Annotated in this window: 14 protein-coding genes; 4 read left to right on the forward strand and 10 right to left on the reverse strand. The window is 72.4% G+C overall.

All coding sequences use genetic code 11. The annotated features are described in order from the left end of the window. Window positions 1-406 precede the first annotated feature (406 nt). The gene (locus ACZ462_RS29730) at window positions 407-976 is read left to right on the forward strand and encodes a DUF4145 domain-containing protein (protein ID WP_467806965.1); all 570 of its coding nucleotides are present in this window, start codon (window positions 407-409) and stop codon (window positions 974-976) included. Window positions 977-1,179: 203 nt separating this feature from the next. On the opposite strand, the gene ACZ462_RS29735 is transcribed toward ACZ462_RS29730, so the two are convergent. The 3 genes from ACZ462_RS29735 to ACZ462_RS29745 all read right to left on the reverse strand — a co-directional run bounded on the left by ACZ462_RS29735 (window position 1,180) and on the right by ACZ462_RS29745 (window position 7,678). Continuing rightward, window positions 1,180-6,144 (reverse strand): NAD-glutamate dehydrogenase, encoded by a 4,965-nt coding sequence (locus ACZ462_RS29735; protein WP_467806963.1) that lies wholly within the window; start codon window positions 6,142-6,144, stop codon window positions 1,180-1,182. Between the two features lie 356 nt (window positions 6,145-6,500). Next, the gene (locus tag ACZ462_RS29740; protein ID WP_467806961.1) at window positions 6,501-7,181 is read right to left on the reverse strand and encodes an HAD family hydrolase; all 681 of its coding nucleotides are present in this window, start codon (window positions 7,179-7,181) and stop codon (window positions 6,501-6,503) included. Next, window positions 7,178-7,678 (reverse strand): DUF6912 family protein, encoded by a 501-nt coding sequence (locus tag ACZ462_RS29745; protein WP_467806960.1) that lies wholly within the window; start codon window positions 7,676-7,678, stop codon window positions 7,178-7,180. The genes ACZ462_RS29740 and ACZ462_RS29745 overlap by 4 nt, the downstream gene beginning before the upstream one ends. Before the next feature lie 567 nt (window positions 7,679-8,245). On the opposite strand from ACZ462_RS29745, the gene ACZ462_RS29750 reads away from it, so the two are divergent. Then, window positions 8,246-8,656, forward strand: coding sequence for an Rv3235 family protein (locus ACZ462_RS29750; RefSeq protein WP_467806958.1), 411 nt, complete (start codon window positions 8,246-8,248; stop codon window positions 8,654-8,656). An 80-nt stretch (window positions 8,657-8,736) separates the two neighbouring features. Here ACZ462_RS29750 and secA read toward each other — a convergent pair whose 3' ends face one another. Further along, complete coding sequence (gene secA / locus ACZ462_RS29755; protein ID WP_467809761.1) at window positions 8,737-11,529, reverse strand: preprotein translocase subunit SecA; 2,793 nt, start codon at window positions 11,527-11,529, stop codon at window positions 8,737-8,739. Between the two features lie 227 nt (window positions 11,530-11,756). Between secA and ACZ462_RS29760 the strand changes: the two genes are divergently transcribed. Next, window positions 11,757-12,356 carry a GNAT family N-acetyltransferase gene (locus ACZ462_RS29760; protein WP_467809760.1) on the forward strand — a complete coding sequence of 200 codons (600 nt, stop codon included), beginning with the start codon at window positions 11,757-11,759 and terminating at the stop codon, window positions 12,354-12,356. Between the two features lie 9 nt (window positions 12,357-12,365). Further along, entirely contained in the window at window positions 12,366-13,538 is a 1,173-nt protein-coding gene (locus ACZ462_RS29765; RefSeq protein ID WP_467809758.1) for a winged helix-turn-helix domain-containing protein, read from the forward strand. Between the two features lie 45 nt (window positions 13,539-13,583). Here ACZ462_RS29765 and ACZ462_RS29770 read toward each other — a convergent pair whose 3' ends face one another. The 6 genes from ACZ462_RS29770 to mtrA form a co-directional block, all read right to left on the reverse strand. After that, window positions 13,584-14,285, reverse strand: a complete 702-nt coding sequence (locus ACZ462_RS29770; RefSeq protein WP_365514755.1) for a response regulator transcription factor — start codon at window positions 14,283-14,285, stop codon at window positions 13,584-13,586. 221 nt (window positions 14,286-14,506) lie between these two features. Further along, entirely contained in the window at window positions 14,507-15,205 is a 699-nt protein-coding gene (gene hpf / locus ACZ462_RS29775; RefSeq protein WP_467809757.1) for a ribosome hibernation-promoting factor, HPF/YfiA family, read from the reverse strand. A gap of 346 nt (window positions 15,206-15,551) precedes the next feature. After that, window positions 15,552-16,301 carry a ComF family protein gene (locus ACZ462_RS29780; protein ID WP_467809756.1) on the reverse strand — a complete coding sequence of 250 codons (750 nt, stop codon included), beginning with the start codon at window positions 16,299-16,301 and terminating at the stop codon, window positions 15,552-15,554. A 66-nt stretch (window positions 16,302-16,367) separates the two neighbouring features. Continuing rightward, the gene (locus ACZ462_RS29785) at window positions 16,368-18,260 is read right to left on the reverse strand and encodes an LpqB family beta-propeller domain-containing protein (protein WP_467809755.1); all 1,893 of its coding nucleotides are present in this window, start codon (window positions 18,258-18,260) and stop codon (window positions 16,368-16,370) included. After that, window positions 18,250-20,238 (reverse strand): MtrAB system histidine kinase MtrB, encoded by a 1,989-nt coding sequence (gene mtrB / locus ACZ462_RS29790; protein WP_467809754.1) that lies wholly within the window; start codon window positions 20,236-20,238, stop codon window positions 18,250-18,252. Before mtrB ends, ACZ462_RS29785 begins: the two co-directional genes overlap by 11 nt. A gap of 4 nt (window positions 20,239-20,242) precedes the next feature. Further along, a complete protein-coding gene (gene mtrA, locus ACZ462_RS29795; protein WP_189812656.1) occupies window positions 20,243-20,932 on the reverse strand; it encodes a two-component system response regulator MtrA in 690 nt (229 codons plus the stop codon). Window positions 20,933-21,052 lie beyond the last annotated feature (120 nt).

A 21,052-nucleotide genomic window follows, 5' to 3' on the forward strand; every position in this document is an offset into this window, starting at 1 on the left:
CCGCGACCCATCATGGACCCAGGCTCGGCGTTCCGCATGGGTGACGCGAAGTATCTGAAGGCATGGGTCATCCCATGGCTGCCATCAGCTTCGCGTCGGGCCATCGTCAGACGGACTCGCGCGTGCTGGCCCCTATCGGTGCATACGATCCCGACTCGGTACTCCTTGGCCATACCGACAGTCTCATGTAACTCTCAAACCGTATGTGCACGTGAGCTTCTGCAGCGATGATCGAGAGTTCCATCGCTGCAGTCGGAGTGTTGATATGCCCAATCAGGAGCAGGTCCTCTCGTACGCTCGCTCACTGGCCCAGACGTTGCAAGAAGGTCTGGTGTGGAAGCCCGGTCGGAACGGGGACGGTCGGGGCTGGTGGCAGGTATCGGACCATCAGGAGCTTCCTGCCCTGATGGCGAACGCGTTCGCGGGCATGGAGTTTCTGCGCCAGTACGCCGGTGAGGACAGCTTCTGGACCTCCCGTGCTGCTGAGGTGTACCAAAGCAAGGGAGATAACCAGTCCACTGAGTCGGGAGCTCGCGCCGTCGGTGATGTCCTGCTCACCTGGGTTCGCCAGGTGGAAGCGGGCGTCAGCGAAGTCGTGGGCGCTCGCGCTTGGTCGGAGGTCGGCCTGATCAGCACGGACATGATGGGCCAGGTGCGGCGGCTACTGAGTGACAAGCAGACTCATCCTGCTGCGGCCATCGTGCTGTGCGGTGCAGCATTGGAGAGCGCACTGCGGGCGCTGATCGAGGCCCGCGGGCTGGAACTGCCCGAGCGCCCCTCGCTCAGCACGTACTCGCAGCTTCTCCGTCGGGAGGAGCTGATCACCAAGCAGGAAGCGAAGGATCTTGAGCAAGTTGGGGGACTGCGGAATGCGGCGGCTCATGGTCAGTTTGAGGAGCTGAGTCGAGAACGCGCCGGCCTCATGGAGCAGCAGACCAACCTCTTGCTCAGCAGGATCTCCGAGCTTCACCTGTAGGACTGCTGGGGGGCGGTGCGATCGCGCCCGCGCCGGTCGCAGTGGACCCGGCGTGGACCACGTGGCTCCACAGGGATTGGTGGTGGGGTCGAGTATGCAGGTCGGGCGCGTGCGACAGGCTTCCCGCAGCACTCTCTTGAAAAAGGGCCGGGCCCGGAACCCCTGGGGGTTCCGGGCCCGGCCCTTCGGCTGCGGCGGCGCGGTTAGGCGTGCGCCCTCAGCAGCGAGCGCATCGTCCGCATGGCCACGGACAGGTTGGCCAGGTCGAAGTCGTCCGAGCCCCGGATCTCGTCCAGCGTGGTCCGCGCACGGCTGATGATCGCCGCGTTGGTCTCCTCCCACGCCTTGAAGCGCTCCTCGGGCGTGGCGTCCCCGCCGCCCGCCGCCAGCACGTCGGCGGTGAGCGCGGCGTGCGCCGCGAAGAGGTCCTCGCGGATCGAGGCGCGGGCCATCGACTGCCAGCGGTCGCCCCGCGGAAGCTCGATGATCCGGTCCATCAGCTGCGTGATCTCCAGGCGGTCGGCGAGGTCGTAGTAGACCTCGGCGACGCCCAGCGGGTCCACGCCGGTGCGGTCCGAGATGGCGACGATGTCCAGCGTCGGAAAGGCCGAGGAGAAACCGGCGACCTTCGCCGCCAGCTCCGGCGGCACGCCCTCGCCGGCCAGCTCGTCCAGGACCAGCTGGTACCACTCCAGGTCCGCGCCGCGCACCAGCTTCGGCAGCTCCGCCCAGACGCGGGAGACCCGCTCCCGGAACAGCTCGATCGTCTCCGTGATCTGCAGCGGCTGCGGCCGGTTGTTCAGCAGCCAGCGCGTGCCGCGCTCGACGAGGCGCCGCGAGTGCAGGCGCACCCGGGTCTGGACGTCCGCCGCGACCACGTTGTCCAGGGCCTCGACCGCGTCCCACACCTCGGCCAGGCCGAAGATCTCGCGGGCCGCGAGCTGCGCCCGCACGATCTCCTCCGTGGAGGCGCCGGTCTCCTCCCGCAGGCGGTGCAGGAACGTCGAACCGCCGGTGTTGACGGTGTCGTTGACCAGGAGCGTCGTGATGATCTCCCGGCGCAGGGCGTGGGAGGCGATCTGCTCGGGGAACCGGGCGCGCAGCGGGGCCGGGAAGTAGTCGTCCAGCAGGCGGCGCAGGTACGGGTCGTCGGGCAGCTGCGTGTGGATCAGCTCGTCCGCCACCGTGATCTTGGTGTAGGCGAGCAGGACGGCCAGCTCCGGCTGGGTCAGGCCGCTGCCGCTGCCGAGCAGCTCGCGGATGTGCCGGTCGGCGGGCAGGAACTCCAGGCTCCGGTCGAGCTGACCGGCCTGCTCCAGGCGGCGCATGAAGCGCTGCTGGGCGTGGAGCAGGCTGTGCGCCTGGGCGCTGGCGTTGGCCAGGGCGGTGTTCTGCGCGTAGTTGTTGCGCAGGACCAGCGTGCCGACCTCGTCGGTCATCTCCGCCAGCAGGGCGTTGCGCTGCTTGACCGTCATGTCGCCGTCGGCGACGACCGCGTTGAGCAGGATCTTGATGTTCACCTCGTGGTCGGAGGTGTCCACGCCCGCGCTGTTGTCGATGGCGTCGGTGTTGACCTTGCCGCCACCGCCGCCGGCGCCGCTCCGGGCGAACTCGATGCGGCCCAGCTGGGTCAGGCCGAGGTTGCCGCCCTCGCCGATGACCTTCGCGCGGACGTCGGCGCCGTTGACGCGGATCGCGTCGTTGGCCTTGTCGCCGACCTCGGCGTGCGTCTCGGAGGTCGCCTTGACGTACGTGCCGATGCCGCCGTTCCACAGCAGGTCGACCGGGGCGTGCAGGACGGCCTGCATCAGCTCGGCCGGGGTCATCTTGGTGACGCCCGCCTCGATCCCGAGGGCCTCGCGCATCTGCGCGTTCACCGGGATGGACTTCGCCGAGCGCGGGTGGACACCGCCGCCGGCCGAGAGCAGCGCGGTGTCGTAGTCGGCCCACGAGGAGCGCGGCAGCTCGAACAGGCGCCGGCGCTCGGCGTAGGAGACCGCCGCGTCCGGGTTCGGGTCGATGAAGATGTGCCGGTGGTCGAACGCGGCGACCAGGCGGATGTGCTCGGAGAGCAGCATGCCGTTGCCGAAGACGTCGCCGGACATGTCGCCGACGCCGACGACGGTGAAGTCCTGGGACTGGGTGTCGTGGCCCAGCTCGCGGAAGTGCCGCTTGACGGACTCCCACGCGCCGCGGGCGGTGATGCCCATGCCCTTGTGGTCGTAGCCGGCCGAGCCGCCGGAGGCAAAGGCGTCGCCCAGCCAGAAGCCGTACTCCTGCGCGACGCCGTTGGCGATGTCGGAGAAGGTGGCGGTGCCCTTGTCGGCGGCGACGACGAGGTAGGTGTCGTCCTCGTCGTGGCGGACGACGCCCTTCGGCGGGACGACCTCGCCGCCGACCATGTTGTCGGTGATGTCGAGCAGCGCCGAGATGAAGATCTTGTACGCGGCCACGCCCTCGGCGAGCCAGGCGTCGCGGTCCACCGACGGGTCCGGCAGGTTCTTCGCGACGAAGCCGCCCTTGGCGCCGACCGGCACGATGACGGTGTTCTTCACCATCTGCGCCTTGACCAGGCCGAGGATCTCGGTGCGGAAGTCCTCGCGGCGGTCGGACCACCGCAGGCCGCCTCGGGCGACCTTGCCGAAGCGCAGGTGGACGCCCTCGACGCGCGGCGAGTACACCCAGATCTCGAAGGCCGGGCGCGGGGCCGGCAGCTCCGGGATGGCCTGCGGGTCGAACTTCATCGACACGTAGGAGTGCTGCTCGCCGGCTGCGTTGAGCTGGAAGAAGTTCGTCCGCAGCGTCGCCTTGATCAGCGTGAGGAAGGAGCGCAGGATGCGGTCCTCGTCCAGCGAGGCGACCTGGTCCAGGGCCCCGTCGAGCTCTTCGAGCATGGCGTCGATGAGCTCGGTGCCGGCGGCCTGGCGGCCGGGCGACATCCGGGCCTCGAACAGCGAGACCAGCAGCCGGGTGGTGTGGACGTTGTTGCGGAGGGTGTCCTCCATGTAGTCCTGGCTGAAGGTGGAGCCGGCCTGGCGCAGGTACTTGGCGTACGCGCGCAGGACGACGGCCTGCCGCCAGGTCAGCCCGGCGCTCAGGACCAGGGTGTTGAAGTTGTCGTTCTCGGCGTCGCCGCGCCAGACCGCCGCGAAGGCGTCCTGGAAGCGCTCGCGGGCGTCGTCGCCGAGGTAGGCGTCGCCGTTGCCGGAGACGGGCATCCGCAGGCCGAAGTCGTAGATCCAGGCGCTGGTGCGGTCGCTGCGGCGCAGCTCGTACGGGCGCTCGTCGGTGACCTCGACGCCCAGGCGCTGGAGGACCGGCAGCACCGCGGACAGCGAGACCTGGTCGCCGGTGCGGTAGATCTTGAACCGGCGCTCGCCGGGGCCGGCGCCGACCGGCTCGTACAGGGACAGCGCGAAGTCGCGGTCGCTGGCGTCCAGCCGCTCCAGGTGGACCAGGTCCGAGACGGCCATGCGCGCCGTGTGGTCGGCCTTGTAGCCCTCGGGGAAGGAGCCGCCGTACTTGCGCAGCAGCTCGGCGGCGCGCTCCTCGCCCAGTTCGGCGGTCAGGGCCTCGCCGAAGCCGTCGGCCCAGGAGCGGGCCGCCTCGACCAGGCGTCCCTCCAGGCGCTCGACGTCGGAGTCGGTCAGCGCGGGCAGCTCGGTGCCCTGCGGGACGCGGACGACGAAGTGGATGCGGGAGAGGATCGACTCGGTGTTCCAGGCGGTGAAGTCGACGCTGGTGCCGCCGAGCTCCTCGCGCAGGATGTCCATCAGGCGCAGCCGGACGCCGGTGGTGAAGCGGTCGCGCGGCAGGTAGACGAGGGCCGAGTAGTAGCGGCCGTACTCGTCCTGGCGCAGGTACAGCCGCAGCCGGCGGCGCTCCTGCAGGTAGAGGACCGAGGTGACGATCTCGCGGAGCTTGTCGACCGGGGTCTGGAACAGCTCGTCGCGCGGGTAGGTCTCCAGGATCTGGAGCAGGTCGCGGCCGTCGTGGCTGGACGGAGAGAAGCCGGCGCCCTCCAGCACCTCGGCGACCTTGCGGCGGATGACCGGTACGCGGCGCACGGACTCGGTGTAGGCGGCGGAGGAGAACAGGCCGAGGAAGCGGCGCTCGCCGACGACGTTGCCCTCGGCGTCGAACTTCTTGACGCCGACGTAGTCGAGGTACGAGGGGCGGTGCACGGTGGCGCGGCTGTTGGCCTTGGTCAGCACCAGCAGGCGGTGCTCGCGGGCCTTGGCGCGGGCGTCGGCCGGAAGCCGGTTGAAGGACGGCGAGACGGGGTGGGCGTCCTCGCGGGAGTCGTGCCGCGGGTCGGAGCGCAGGATGCCGAGGCCGGTGCCGGGGACGGCGGCCAGGGCGTCGCCGTCGACGAGGTTGTACTCGCGGTAGCCGAGGAAGGTGAAGTGGTCGTCGGCGAGCCAGCGCAGCAGCTCCCGGGCCTCTTCGAGCTCGTACTCGTGGAGGTCGGGGGCGGTCGGCTCGTCGGGCAGGCCGTCGGCGATGCGCAGCGCGGCGTCGCGCATCTTCTCCCAGTCCTCGACGGCCTCGCGGACGTCGGACAGGACGCGCAGCAGGTCGGCGGTGATCTGCTTGAGGTCGGCGCGGTCGGTCTCGCGGTCCATCTCGACGTGGATCCACGACTCGACGAGGGAGTCGTGCGGGCGGGACGTCCTGGGGCCGTGGGCGTCGCAGTCGGGGCCGAGGATCTCGATGAGCCGGCCGGTGACGTCGCGGCGGACGACGACCTGCGGGTGGATCACGACGTGGATGCCGCGGCCCTGGCGGGAGAGCTCGTTGGTGACGGAGTCCACCAGGAAGGGCATGTCGTCGGTGACGACCTCGACGACGGAGTGGCTGGAGGTCCAGCCGTTCTCCTCGACCGTCGGCGTGTGGACGCGGACGTTGGCCGTGCCCTGCGGCCGGTTCTCGGCGAGCCGGTAGTGCGACAGCGCCGCCCCGAACACGTCGACCGGGTCCCGGTCCACGAGGTCCTCGGGAGCGGTGTGCAGGTAGTAGCGCTGGAGATAGGCGAGGGTGGTGTCCGGGTCGGGCCGCTTGCCCTGCTCGGCCCCAGTCGGAAGTACCCCCCCGGCCGGGCTGTGCTCAGCTACCCGGGCCGCCCGCGCGAGCAGCTCGGCCTTTGCTTCGTCCAGCTTGGTCTGCATGTCCTCTGGCTCCTGTCGCGCGCCATTGCGTGACGTAGGTGAAGGAAGGAATGACGTAGCGCCGCGAAGCGGGTGGTCCGTCCGGAGTCGACGCTATGTCGTCGTGAAGGCCGTCCGGGAGGGATTCGGCCAAGATCGGCACGTCGTCCCGGCGGCGGGGACCAGCGAAGGCCCGGGCACGGTGGTGCGCCGGGCGCAGGCCGGGGGCTTCGGCGCCCCCGAGGGATATCGCGCTGATCACGGGTACCAGGCTATCTCGCCGCACCCCCACCGCGTCACGGGCCGGATCTGTACAAAAGCAAGTCGGGAAGTTTGACGATGTGCGCAGTGACGCGGCCCGCGTACCGTGCCAGTGCCTATTCGGCCAGCTCGCGAGCAGTGCGTACGGCCTCTGCCAGGCTGTCCACGACGGGGACACCGGCTGATTCCAGACTGGAGCGGCTGTGCGAACCACCCGTGTAGAGGACGGCTCGAGCGCCCACGTGGGCGGCGGCCGAGGCGTCGTCGACCGCGTCTCCGATCAGGACCGTGTGCTCGGGCGCCACGCCGCGGGCGACGAGGGCCTCCATGTGCCGCACCAGGTGGCCGGCCTTGGAGGTGTGGGAGGGCCCGGTACGGCCGTCGACGCGCAGGAAGTGCCGCTCGATGCCGTGCCGGCGCACCAGCGGGACGAGGCGGTCGTGGGGCGCCAGCGACAGCAGGGACTGGGTGAGCCCGTCGGCCTCCCACTCCGCCAGCAGCCCGCGCGCCCCGTCGGTGAGCCCGGCGTCCGCGGCGGCCACCCAGTAGTGGCGGTGGAAGGCCTCGTCCATGACGACCCACTCGGCGTCGGTGGGCAGGCGGCCCATGAGGCGCTCGTAGAACCTCGGGACCGGCACGACGTACAGCTCCCGGTACCGCTCCAGGGTGATCGGCGCGAACCCGAGCTCGGCGAAGGAGGCGTTCGTCGCCGCGATCACGGCGTCGATGTCGTGCAGGAGCGTGCCGTTCCAGTCCCAGACGATGTGGCGGCGGGCGGACGCCGGGCCGCCGCTCACGCCAGCAGCCCCGGGATCTCCTGCACGCCGAACCACAGCAGCTCGTGGTCCTCGGCGCCGTCGAGGGCGGAGCGGGCCGCGGCGTCGCCCGCGTCGGCCGCCCCGACGGCCTCGGCGGCGGCCGCCACGTCGGGGACGGCGTCGTCGGCGTCGACGTGCACCGCGGCGGCCGCGGCGAGCCGCACCGGCCCGGACAGGGCGACCTGCCCGAGCGCCGGCCCGTCGGAGCCGGGGGCGGGGGCGACCGCCCGCTCGGCGACGTCGAAGGCGACCACGACGCGCTTGCGCGGGGCGGCGGCGTCCTCGGCGAGCAGCCGCAGCGAGGCCTCGGCGGCCCGGCCGAGGGCCGCGTACTCCAGCTCCTCGATGTCGTCCGACACGTACCACTCGCGCAGGCCGGGCGTGACGGCGTACGCGCGCAGCGGGTCGCCGCCCAGCTCACCCGCCTGGTGCACCTCGGCGAGCCCGGGGAGGGTCAGGGGGACGTACACGCGCATGGCCGGCCGCTTTCGGTAGTCGGAAACCCACCCAGGATACGGCCGCCGCCCCGCGGCCGTCCGCCCCCGGCACGGGCCCGCCCCGGCCGGGGGAGGCGACTGCACGGGGTGACGGCCGAGGTCCCCCTTCGAGCGCCCCGGCCGCACCCCGGCCCACGCCGGGAGGGCCGCACAGGGCGGCGCGGCACACCGCCCCGGAGAAACGGGACCCGGCGGGCGCGGCAGCCGGAGCGGCTGCCCCTGCGGGGCCGGCCGGGCGGACGGGCGGGCGGGGCGGCCGGGCGCCTCGGCCGGGCCCGGCCGGGGCGGCGAGGCGCATCAGCCCCTACGGAAGGCCTGGCCGGGCGGGCGGAGCTTCGCGGAGGCAGCCGGCCGGGCAGGCGGCCGGGCGGCCCGGCGGGCTGGCAGGCCCGGGCGAACGGAGGCCCGCCACCCGGATAGGTGAAGCGGCGGGGAACGTGCCCCGGGGGTCGCCGGCCGTTGCGGAGCGTGGCGGGGCGGCCGTAGAAGATCACCGACCAAGTTACCGCCCGGTACCCGCCGGGCCCGCCCACCACGGGGACGACCATGACCGCACGGACCGCGAACACCACCAGGCCGCCCGCCCGCCGCGACCGGCGCGGCCCCCGCTCCACCCGCCCCGCGCCCCCCGTACGGCCCCGCGGCCCGCACGACTGGTTCGCCGAGCGGCTGCTCGCCGTCGTCACGGGCCAGCGCCCCGTGCACTCCCTGCTCGGTCTGACCGTCGGACCGGCCTACGACCAGCTCGTGAGCCTCGCCCCCACCGGCCCGCTGCGCCGCCGCTTACGCCCCGTCCTGCGCCACTGCGGCCGCTTCCACCCCGGGCCCGGCGTCATCGAGGCGTTCGCCCGCATCGCCACCGGCGAGCGGGTCTCCGCGATGGCGTTCCGCCTGGAGCAGGGCCCGGACCTGCGCTGGCGGTGCGCCGCGGTGGAGATCCGCGGCCCCCGCCCGTGACTCCCGGAACGCCGCCGGGGCCGGACCCCGCGCGTACGCGGTGTCCGGCCCCGGCCGGGGCGCCCCTGGGGGCGGCTCCCCTACTTCTTGCGGCGGCGGCCGCCGGCCGCCTTCTGCGCCTTGCGGCGCTCGGCGCGCGTCATGCCGTCGCCCGGCTGGCCGTCGGAGTCGAAGTCGCCCTCGATGACACCGCCCTCGCCGTCGACCGTCGGCGCCGAGAAGTGCAGGCGGTCCGGCCGCTGCGGGACGTCCAGGCCCTTCGCGCGGATCTCCGGGCGGGCGCCCGCCGGCTCCTTGGCCAGGGACGGCGGCGCGTCCTGCACCGGCACCTCCTCGACCTGCTGCTCGACCTGGACCTCCAGGTTGAACAGGTAGCCGACGGACTCCTCCTTGATGCCCTCCATCATGGCGTTGAACATGTCGAAGCCCTCGCGCTGGTACTCGACCAGCGGGTCCTTCTGCGCCATGGCCCGCAGGCCGATGCCCTCCTGGAGGTAGTCCATCTCGTAGAGGTGCTCGCGCCACTTGCGGTCCAGCACGGACAGCACCACGCGCCGCTCCAGCTCGCGCATGATGTCCGAGCCGAGCGCCTTCTCGCGGGCCGCGTACTGCTCGTGGATGTCGTCCTTGACCGACTCGGCGATGAACTCGGCGGTGATGCCCGCCCGGTCGCCCGCCGCGTCCTCCAGCTCCTCGATCGTGACCTTGATCGGGTAGAGCTGCTTGAACGCGCCCCACAGCCGGTCCAGGTCCCACTCCTCGGCGAAGCCCTCGACCGTCTCGGCCGCGATGTACGCGTCGATCGTGTCGTCCATGAAGTAGCGCACCTGCTCGTGCAGGTCCTCGCCCTCCAGGACGCGGCGGCGCTCGCCGTAGATGACCTCGCGCTGGCTGTTGAGGACCTCGTCGTACTTCAGGACGTTCTTGCGGGTCTCGAAGTTCTGCGTCTCGACCTGCGACTGCGCCGAGGCGATGGCGCGCGTCACCATCTTGTTCTCGATCGGCACGTCGTCCGGCACGTTCGCCATCGACATGACGCGCTCCACCATCTGCGCCTTGAACAGGCGCATCAGGTCGTCGCCCAGCGACAGGTAGAAGCGGGACTCGCCCGGGTCGCCCTGACGGCCGGAGCGGCCGCGCAGCTGGTTGTCGATACGGCGCGACTCGTGCCGCTCGGTGCCCAGCACGTACAGCCCGCCGAGTGCCTTGACCTCCTCGAACTCGGCCTTGACGGCCTCCTCGGCACGCTGGAGCGCGGCGGGCAGCGCGGCCGCCCACTCCTCGATGTGCTCCTCGGGGTCGAGGCCCTGCTGGCGCAGCTCGGCCTCGGCGAGGTCGTCCGGGTTGCCGCCGAGCTTGATGTCGGTACCGCGGCCGGCCATGTTGGTGGCGACGGTGACGGCGCCGCGGCGGCCCGCCTGGGCGACGATCGCGGCCTCGCGCTCGTGCTGCTTGGCGTTGAGGACCTCGTGCGGGATGCCCCGCTTGGACAGCTGCCGAGAGAGGTACTCGGACTTCTCGACCGAGGTGGTGCCGACGAGGATCGGCTGGCCCTTCTCGTGCTTCTCCGCGATGTCGTCGACGACGGCGGCGAACTTCGCGACCTCGGTCCGGTAGATCAGGTCGGCCTGGTCGACGCGCTGCATCGGCCGGTTCGTCGGGATCGGGACGACGCCCAGCTTGTAGATCTGGTGGAACTCGGCGGCCTCGGTCATGGCCGTACCGGTCATGCCCGACAGCTTCGAGTACAGGCGGAAGAAGTTCTGGAGGGTGATCGTGGCGAGCGTCTGGTTCTCGTCCTTGATGTCCACCCCCTCCTTCGCCTCGATCGCCTGGTGCATGCCCTCGTTGTAGCGGCGGCCGGCGAGGATGCGGCCCGTGTGCTCGTCGACGATCATGACTTCGCCGTCGATGACGACGTAGTCCTTGTCCTTCTTGAACAGTTCCTTCGCCTTGATGGCGTTGTTCAGGTAGCCGACGAGCGGGGTGTTCACCGACTCGTAGAGGTTGTCGATGCCGAGCCAGTCCTCGACCTTGGCGACGCCTGCCTCGTGGATGCCGACGGTGCGCTTCTTCTCGTCGACCTCGTAGTCGCCGGTCTCCTCGATGCCCTTCAGCGGCTGGCCGGGCTCGCCCTTGGTCAGGCGGGTGACCAGCTTCGCGAAGTCGCCGTACCACTTGGTGGCCTGGTCGGCCGGGCCGGAGATGATCAGCGGGGTGCGGGCCTCGTCGACGAGGATCGAGTCGACCTCGTCGACCACGGCGAAGTTGTGGCCGCGCTGCACCAGCTCGTCCTTCGACCACGCCATGTTGTCGCGCAGGTAGTCGAAGCCGAACTCGTTGTTCGTGCCGTAGGTGATGTCGCAGTTGTACTGCTCGCGGCGCTGCGCCGGCGACATGTTCGCCAGGATGCAGCCGACGCTCAGGCCGAGGAACTTGTGGACGCGGCCCATCATCTCGGAGTCGCGCTCGGCGAGGTAGTCGTTCACCGTGATCAGGTGGACGCCCTTGCCGGACAGTGCGTTCAGGTACGCGGGCAGGGTGCCGACGAGGGTCTTGCCCTCACCGGTCTTCATCTCCGCCACGTAGCCGAGGTGCAGCGCCGCACCGCCCATGAGCTGGACGTCGTAGTGCCGCTGGCCCAGGACGCGCTTCGCGGCCTCGCGTACCGTGGCGAAGGCCTCCGGGAGCAGGTCGTCGAGGCTCTCGCCGTCCTGGTAGCGCTGCTTGTACTCGTCCGTGAGCGCCCGCAACTCGGCGTCGGAGAGGTTGACGAAGTCCTCTTCGATGGAGTTGACCTGGTCCGCGATGCGGTGCAGTTTGCGCAGGATCTTGCCTTCGCCTGCACGCATGAGCTTGTTGAAGACGGACACCGAGGTTTGTCTCCTTGCCGGTCGGGCCTGGCACTGGTTCGTACGCGGGCACGGAGGGTGGGCCCCACCGCACCGGCCATCGTAAGCGAGGACCCGGTCGCGTCGGGAGGTCCGCCGTGGCCGCGGGGCTGCAAGCGCCCGGAATGAGAACGTACGGGGGAGCCGGAAGGTGCCGCCGCACGGCAAAACTGGTCGCCCCGGCCGGGCAGCGCCAGCAGAATTCGGTCATGGAACCGACCACCCTGACCACCGCGCGGCTGGTCCTGCGCCCCTGGGACCCCGAGGACGCCGACGCAGTCCACCGGGCCTGCCAGGACCCGGGCATCCAGCGCTGGACCTCCGTCCCCGCCCCGTACGAGGCGGAACACGCCCGCGCCTGGACCGGCGAGGTCGCGCCCGCCGCCTGGCGGGAGGACACCGAGTACTCCTTCGGGATCCGCCTCGCCGGCCCCGGCACCCTCGTCGGCGCGGTCGGACTGCACGTCCGCGGCCCCGCCGCCTACGAGGTGGGCTACTGGACGGCCGCCGAGCACCGCGGCCGCGGGTACGCCGCCGAGGCCGTCGGGGCGGTCTCCCGCTGGGCGTTCACCGCGCTCGGCGCCGGGCGGGTGGAGTGGCGGGCCGAGGTCGGCAACGCCGGCTCCCGGGCCGTCGCGGAGAAGGCCGGATTCCGCGTCGAGGGCGTCCTGCGGGCCGCCCTGCCGGTCCGGGGCACCTGGCGGGACTGCTGGGTGGGCGGCCTCCTCCCTGCCGACCTGGGCATGGAATCCGCCCTTCCCTACCTCCCGGCCCCCGGGCAGGGACCCGCTGTCAGTGCCGCGTCCTAGGCTGCGGCCATGACGACCCCCGCAGCCGCCGTGTCCCTCTCCGCCGACGAAGCCCGCAGGATCGCCCTGCGCGCCCAGGGGTTCCTCGGGGCCCCCGACCGGCGGGCCGGGGTGCGGGGCGTGCTGCGCCACCTCGGCGCCGTCCAGCTCGACACGATCTCCGTCCTGGCCCGCTCGCACGAGCTGGTCCCCTACGCCCGCCTCGGCGCGGTCGGCCGCAAGGCCGTCGAGGCGGCGTACTGGTCGGAGGGCCACGCCTTCGAGTACTGGTCGCACGCGGCCTGCATCCTGCCCATGGAGGAGTGGCCCCACTTCTCCTTCCGGCGCCGCGCCAACCGGGCCCGCGGCCACCGCTGGCACATCCTGGAGGACCAGGAGCGCTCCACCCGGGCCGTGCTGGACCGGCTGCGGACCGAGGGGCCGCTGACCTCCACCGGGCTGGGCGGCGCCAAGAACGGCGGCGAGTGGTTCCAGTGGTCCGAGACCAAGATCGCCGTGGAGTGGCTGCTGGACGTCGGCGAGGTGGTCTGCACCGAGCGCCGCAGCTGGAAGCGGGTCTACGACCTGGCCGAGCGGGCCGTGCCGGACGCCCTGTTCCACGACGACCTGGACGACCGGGAGTGCCTGCGCCGCCTGGTCGCGCTCGCCGGGCAGAGCCTGGGCGTCGGCACCCGTGCCGACATCGCCGACTACCACCGCCTCAAGGGCGAGCAGGTCGACGCGGTGATCGCCGACTCGGGCCTGGTCCCCGTGGAGGTCGAGGGCTGGGGCAGGCCCGCCTGGGCGGACCCGGCCGCCCTGGCCGCCGTCCCGCGCGGCCGCCACCGCACCACCCTGCTGTCCCCGTTCGACTCCCTGGTGTGGGACCGGGCGCGCACCGAGCGGGTCTTCGGCTTCACGCACCGGCTGGAGGCCTACGTGCCCAAGCCGCAGCGGATACACGGCTACTTCGCGATGCCGCTGCTGGCGGGCGGGCGGCTGCGCGGCCGGGTCGACCCGGCCCGCGAGGGCGGCACCCTGGTGGCCCGGCAGCTGTCGCTGGCCTCCCCCGGGGACGCCCGGCACATGGCGGCGGCCCTGCGCGAGGCGGCGGAGTGGGTCGGCTGCGACGCCGTCCGCGTCGAACGCGCCGCCTCCCCGCAGGAGGCGGCCGCCGTCACGGCGGAACTGGCCGCGCTCTGACCGGCGCCGCGCCCGCCCTGCCGGACCCGCTCCTTCTACGCCTGGCTAGCGGATCTCCAGGATCTTCTCGCGCATCGCGTAGACGACCGCTTCCATCCGGGAGTGCAGCTGGAGCTTCTCCAGGATGTTGCGGACGTGGTTCTTCACCGTGTTCTCGGAGATGAACAACTCCTTGGCGATGTCCCGGTTGTTCATGCCCGTCGCGACCAGCTTGAGGACCTCCAGCTCCCGGTCGGTGAGCCGGGGCGCCGGCACCAGTCGGCGCTCGTCGGTCCGCTGGATCATCGACTTGAACTCGGTCAGCAGCTTCGACGCCATCGACGGGCTGATCTGCGACTGCCCGTCCGCCACCGCGCGGATCGCCGTGGCCACCTCGTCCGTGGAGATCTCCTTCAGCAGGTAGCCCGTCGCCCCCGCCTTGATCGCGTCGTAGAGGTCGGCCTCCTCGTCGCTGATCGTCAGCATGATGATCTTCGCGGAGGGGGCCACCTCCTTGATCGAGGTGCACGCCTCGATGCCGCCGCGGCGCGGCATCCGCACGTCCATCAGCACGATGTCCGGCAGCAGGTCGGCCGCCTTGTCCACCGCCTCCGCGCCGTCCCCGGCCTCGCCGACGACCTGGATGTCCTCCTCCTGCGCGAGGACGATCTCCAGCCCGCGCCGGAACAGGGCGTGGTCGTCGACGACGAGCACCCGGATCGGCTCACCGCCGTCTTCGCCGCGCACCGGCCCGAAACCGTCCGCCATCGTTCCTCCCCCTGCACGTACCGAGCTGTCGTCCAACCCGCCGGGCGCGCCCGCCGGTTGACTGCCCGCCATGATTCCATGCCCGCGGCCCCCCGCGGGGGCGCCCGGACCGCGAACGGCGCATACCGGTCATCCGCGGCTGGGGCCGCCCGGTCACAGCGGTGCCCCCGCCGGACACCGAGGCGTCCGGCGGGGGCACCGCGCGGAAATCCCGTGCGGCCTCAGCCGCCCAGCGCGCCGCCCGCGCCCCCCGCACCGGCCTCGCCGTGGCTGGAGGCCTGGTCGGAGTTGAGGTGGATCACGCCGTAGTCGTAGCCGTGGCGCCGGTAGACGACGCTCGGCATCTTGGTGTCGGAGTCGACGAACAGGTAGAAGTCGTGGCCGACCAGTTCCATCTCGTACAGGGCCTGGTCGAGCGACATCGGCGAGGCCGAGTGCGTCTTCTCGCGGACGATGAGCGGGCCTTCGCCCTGTACCTCCAGCGATCCGATGCGGGTGGTCGGGATCGCGTCCGCCTCGTCGGCGGAGACCGGCTGGCCGCTCCCGTTCAGGGTCGCGGCGTCCGGTACCGCGTCGGCGACTTCGGCCGCGGAGAGGCGGCCCGCGCCGCGGCGGCTGTGCCGCTTGTCGTGCTGCCTGCGCAGCCGGGACTCGAGCTTCTCGTGTGCGAGGTCGAGCGCCGCGTACGGGTCGGCCGCGGCAGCCTCCGCACGGATCACCGGTCCGCGCGAGCGCAGGGTGATCTCCACACGGTCGGAACGGTCGGCCTGGCGCGGGTTGTGCTCCTTGGACACCTCGACATCCAGGCTGATGACCTTGCCGTCATACTTCTGGATCTTGTCCACGTTGAGCTTCTCCGCAACGTGCTTGCGGAACCGCTCGGGCACCTCGGTCTTGCGGCCCTTGACGACGATGTCCACGCAGAACTCCGTTCCCGGATAGCTCCGCCTCGGGGCGAAGCGTCTCCCTTTCGCACCAGGCTCCGGTGGGCACCGGAGCCTCGGACTTGGCGACTTTCACCTCCTCCTCCCCCATCGGCAAGATCTACACCCCACCGACTTCGGAGTCGAGAGACAGCCTCTGACACGAAGATTCAAGACCTGCGAAACGTGCGATCCGGTGCGAATCCCAGGGTCGCCAGTTCCTTACAACCGAACATATCTCTCCATGACGGTTGTCGGCACCCGCTACCGGAACGTACCTCCGTTCAGGAGCTTTCTCCCTCTCACTACCTGCAACGATGCGCCTTCCCCCGTAGTTCCAAATCTATTCACACAGGAGTTGGTCTGTCCGGGTAAACGGCCGGATTCGTACGAACGCCCCATGCGGAGCCGCCACCACGGCCGCGCCCTCCACAGCCCCCAGGCCCGCCTCCGCGACCGCCCGCGCCGCCTCGGCGAGCGTCGCCCCGGTGGTCGCCACATCGTCGACCAGCACGATCCGCGCCCCCGCCGCCAGACGCCCCGCGCCCCGGCACACCCCGAGCGCCCCCGCCAGGTTCGCCCGCCGCTCCCGGGCGCCCAGCCCGGCCTGGTCGGCCACCGGCCGCACCTGCTGCAGCACGGGCGCCACCCGCGCGGCCACCCCGGCCCGCCGCAGCCGCCCCGCCGCGGCCAGCGCGATGCGCCGCACCGGGTCGTGGCCGCGCGCCCGCACCTGCCGGCGCGCCGACGGCACGGGCACCAGCACCACTCCCGGCCCCGCCCGCGCCCCGGCCTCCGCCCGCGCCAGGGCCGCGCGGACCGCCCCGGACAGCGCCCCGCCGAGCGGCCCGGCCAGCGGCAGCGCCCCGCGCTCCTTGTGGGCCAGCAGCACGGCCCGTACGGCACCCCCGTACGCGGCGGCCGCGTACACCGGGGGCAGCCCCGGCGGACAGCCCGCCGGCCGCACCCGGCCGACCGGACCCGCCGCGAGCACCCGCCCGCAGGCCGCGCACAGGACCTCCCGCGCCGCCCCGCAGCCGGCGCAGCACGGCGGCAGGACCAGCCCCGACAGCTCCCGCCACCACGCGCGCATGCCTCCACGGTGCCGGGCGGCCCGCCGCCCCGCCACCCCTGTGGACAACGCCGCCCGGGCGGCCCGTCAGCCCGGGTACACCGGGGCCCGGCCGAGCGCGACCGTACGCCACTGCGCGCCCGGCGGCAGCCACACGATGCCGTCGTCCTCCGACCAGGCCACGACCGGCTTCTTGTCGTCCTCCGCGGCGGCCACCGCGATCAGCCCGGTCGCCCCGGGCAGGCTCGCCGCGACCATCGAGCCGTCGGCCAGCATGGAGCGGGCCTGCACGACGCCGCCCTTCTCCCGGCCCACCACGAGCAGCCGCCCGCGAGGCGCCCAGCTCAGCGCGGTCACGTCGGCCATCTGCGGGGCCGCCGGGCGCAGCTCCCGCACCGTCACCGGCGGCGCGGCCGCCACCGCCGACTTGCCGCCCTCGGGCCGCTCGATCCGCCCGATGTAGAGGCTCTTGAGGTTGCCCTTCTGCACCAGCAGGGCGAGGCGCACCCCGTCCGGGGCGGCCTTCACCGCGGTGATCCGGCCGTCCAGCCCGGCCACCTCGACCTTCTGCGCGACGGAGGTCCCCGCCGGCACCCGGTACAGGGCCGAGGCCTGCGGGTCCTGGTCGGCGACCCACACGTCGCCGGCAGCGTCGAAGCTGGGCGTGCTCAGCCCGTTCGGCTTGGCGCCCTTCGCGGTGAGCACCGGCGGCGGCATCGGCCCGGCGGTCGTCAGGTTGACCAGGTACATGCCGCGGCCGTCCTCGGAGACCGCGGCCGCGCGCTTCTCGTCGTACGACACGGCGGCCGAGGCGGCCTTGAAGGCGGGGCTGCCCGACAGCGGGCCGGGCACGGGCTCGGCCCGGTACTGCTGGTCCTCGCTGTTGACGTCGAGCTTCATCCGCACGAAGCGGCTCTCGGCGTCGACGTAGTACTGGTGGTCGGGGCTCGGGACGCGGTGCGCGATCGCCGAGGCGCCCGCGTCCGTCACCGAGCACAGCAGGGAGCGGTCGGAGCGCAGCAGCTCCACCCGCTCCAGCCGGGACGCCGTCAGGTCCTTGACGGTGAACAGCATCTGGGTGGCCATCTTCTGGCACTGCGGCTGCGCGACGTCGTCGGCCTTCGCGTTCAGCGGCACGCGCAGGATGTTCTGCCCGTCCGTGGCCAGGGACTTGGTGCCCTCCCGCAGCTCCGTCCCCGTCGGGAAGCTCGAAGTGACCACGGGGCCCAGCCACTTGGACGGCCCGGCCAGCAGCGACTGCACCGTCTGCGTCGTCGGGTCCATCCGCGAGTCGGGGTCGCTGCGCTGGCGTACGTACACGGGGTCGGCGACGAGCGTCCCGCCGGCGAAGTAGTACTTGTTCACCGGCATGTAGATGCGCTGGAAGTCGGACTCGCTGAGGACGAGGCTGGCCGGCGGGGTCTGGATCCGCCACTGCTTGTTCTCCTGCACCAGCTGCAGGGTCTCCTCGTAGCGGCTGTCGCCGGGTGCCGGCTGGTAGGCGCTGCGCTCGTCCACGGTCGCGAGGCGCTTGCCGGACATCTTGAAGCGGGGCCCGGTGCCGTCCTTCTCGCCGGGCAGGGAGAAGCGGTCGATGCCCGCCGAGAGCACGGTGACGGCCGTGCCCGGCCTCCAGTTCCGCGCCGCGTCCGCGGTGAGGTACTTGCGGGCGGTCTGCAACTGCGGGTCGTCGCTGGTCAGGGCCTCCAGGAAGCCGTCGACGATCTCGGTCGGGCCCGCCTTGTCGGCCGGCGGCACACCGAACACCCGCACCTGCGAGTCCACGCCCTGCGAGGCCCGCACCTCCCGGATCTCGCCGCTGACCGGCATGGACGCGCACCCGGCGAGCAGCACCAGGCCCGCGCCGAGCGCGCAGGCGCGGGCGGCGGCCGGCCGGCGCCCGGTGCGGGCGCCGCCGCGCCCCGCGGGCGCCCCGGCATCGGCTCGTACGGGCTCGGCGCCCACCGGCTCAGCGTCCACCTGCTCCATCCTCCTGTGCTGCCTGGTCGGCGGGGCGGGCCACGACGCGGGCTCCGCTGCCGGGCAGGGCCGTCGGGTCGGCCGGCACCGGAACGGCCCCGCCGACCGGCGGCCGGGGCGGTATCGCCGAGCGGTCGGTGCGCGCCGGCGCCTGCGCCTGCGGGCCCTTCGGGCGGTCGGCGGCGCCGGCCGCGGCGCGGGCCCGGTTGGCCCGCGAGTCCTCGGGCTCCAGCGGGATCGGGGAGCCGCGCAGCGGCTCGTCGGCGGTCCGCGGCAGCGTCAGCCGGAACTGCGAGCCGCCGCCGGGCTCGCCCCAGGCCTGGAGCCAGCCGCCGTGCAGGCGGGCGTCCTCGACGGCGATGGACAGGCCGAGGCCGGTGCCGCCGGTGGTGCGGGCGCGGGCCGGGTCGGCCCGCCAGAAGCGGTTGAAGACGCGGGTGGCCTCGCCGGGCTTGAGGCCGACGCCGTAGTCCCGTACGGCGATGGCGACGGCGCCGCCCGCCGAGGCGAGGCGCACGACCACGTCGCGGCCCTCGCCGTGCTCGACGGCGTTGACGACGAGGTTGCGCAGCACGCGCTCGACGCGCCGGGCGTCGGCCTCGGCGATGACCGGCTGGGTGTCGCCCAGCACCCGGATGCGGGTGCCCTTGTGCTCGGCGAGCGGCTCGGCGCCCTCGACGACCCGGCGTACGACGTCCCGCAGGTCGATCGGCTCGGCCTCCAGTGCGGCGGCGCCCGCGTCGAAGCGGCTGATCTCCAGGAGGTCGGCCAGCAGCGACTCGAAGCGGTCGAGCTGCCCGGCGAGGAGTTCCGCGGAGCGGGCGGTCACCGGGTCGAAGTCCACGCGGGCGTCGTGGATGACGTCGGCGGCCATCCGCACGGTCGTCAGCGGGGTGCGCAGCTCGTGCGAGACGTCCGAGACGAACCGGCGCTGCATCCGCGACAGGTCCTCCAGCTGCTGGATCTTGCCCTGGAGGTTCTGCGCCATCTTGTTGAAGGCCTCGCCGAGGCGGGCGATGTCGTCCTCGCCGGTGACCTTCATCCGCTCCTGCAGCCGCCCGGCCGACAGCCGCTCGGCGACGCCCGCGGCCATCCGCACGGGGGTGACGATCTGCCGCACCACGAGCCAGGCGATGGCGCTGAGCAGCACGACGACGAACAGGCCGGCGGTGGCGATGGTCGACTTGACCAGGTTCAGCGACTCCTCCTCCTGCGTCAGCGGGAAGAGGTAGTACAGGTCGTAGGGGTCGCCGTTGATGTCGGTGAGCCGCTTGCCGACGACCAGCGCGGGCTCGGGGTCCTTGTCCCCCGCCCCGGCCGTGTACTTGATCTTCGAGAACGTCTTGAAGGTGCCGGTGGCGTGGTTCACTGCGTGCCGCAGCCCCGGCGGGACGCTCGCGGTCGGGTCCACGTTGCCGGAGGCGCGGGCGCCCTTGACTCCGGAGGCGCCGGGCCCGCCGGGCTGGCCGGTGCCGGTGACGCCGCCGGTGGCCGGGCCGCCGGGGGCGCCCGTGCCGGTGCCGACGCCGAGCGCGACCACCTCGAACGCGGTCTGGCCGCCGCTCGCGAGCTGCTTGACCAGCGAGTTCATCCAGGTGCTGGCGTCCCGGCCGACCTTGTTGTCGGTGGCGTCCGGGCCGTCGACCGTCGCCGGCGTGTTCGCCTTCTCCTGCGCGACGGCGAAGCCGCCCGCGGCCTGGCTCTGCGCCGCCTCCTCCTTCGCGTCGAGGAGGCCCTTGCTGACCTGCGCGATGACGACGAAGCCGAGCGCGAGCACCACGGCCAGCGACATCAGCATGGTCGCCGCGACGACCCGCAGCTGGATGTTGCGCCGCCACAGCCGGACAGCCGGAAGCAGCGGCCGCCGTACGAGGCGTACGAGCAGCCGCAGCAGGGGACCGCCGGGCGCTCCGTCCTGGAGCAGCCGGCCGCCCCGCAGGGCCCCCCAGCGGGAGCCGCCCCGCGGCCTGCCGGACATCACGTCAGCTCGGTCCTGCCTTGTAGCCGACACCGCGCACCGTCACGACGATCTCGGGGCGCTCCGGGTCCTTCTCGACCTTCGAGCGCAGGCGCTGCACATGCACGTTGACCAGGCGGGTGTCCGCGGCGTGCCGGTAGCCCCACACCTGCTCCAGCAGCACCTCGCGGGTGAAGACCTGCCAGGGCTTGCGGGCGAGCGCGACCAGCAGGTCGAACTCCAGCGGCGTCAGCGCGATGGAGCTGCCGTCGCGCTTGACGGAGTGCCCGGCGACGTCGATGACGAGGTCGCCGATGGTCAGCTGCTCCGGTGCGGGCTCCTCCGAGCGGCGCAGGCGCGCCCGGATGCGGGCCACCAGCTCCTTCGGCTTGAACGGCTTGACGATGTAGTCGTCGGCCCCGGACTCGAGGCCCACCACGACGTCCACCGTGTCGCTCTTCGCCGTGAGCATCACGATCGGCACCCCGGACTCGGCCCGGATGAGCCGGCAGACCTCTATGCCGTCCCGTCCGGGCAGCATGAGGTCCAGCAGGACCAGGTCCGGTTTGACCTCCCGGAAGGCAGCCAGTGCCTTGTCGCCGTCCGCTACGAACGACGGCTCGAAACCTTCACCACGCAACACGATGCCGAGCATCTCGGCCAGTGCGGTGTCGTCGTCGACGACAAGGACGCGTCCCTTCATGCTTGACATCATCCCATTAGCCAATCGTTACCAGGCGGTGAGCTGCCCCACAGCCAGAATGGCCGGAAACCGCCCCTCGGCTCCGTGTGGAGATCGCATCGACCAGTCTGCCCCGGATCGGGGTGACAATTG

The organism is Streptomyces sp. NPDC031121, assembly GCF_055570615.1.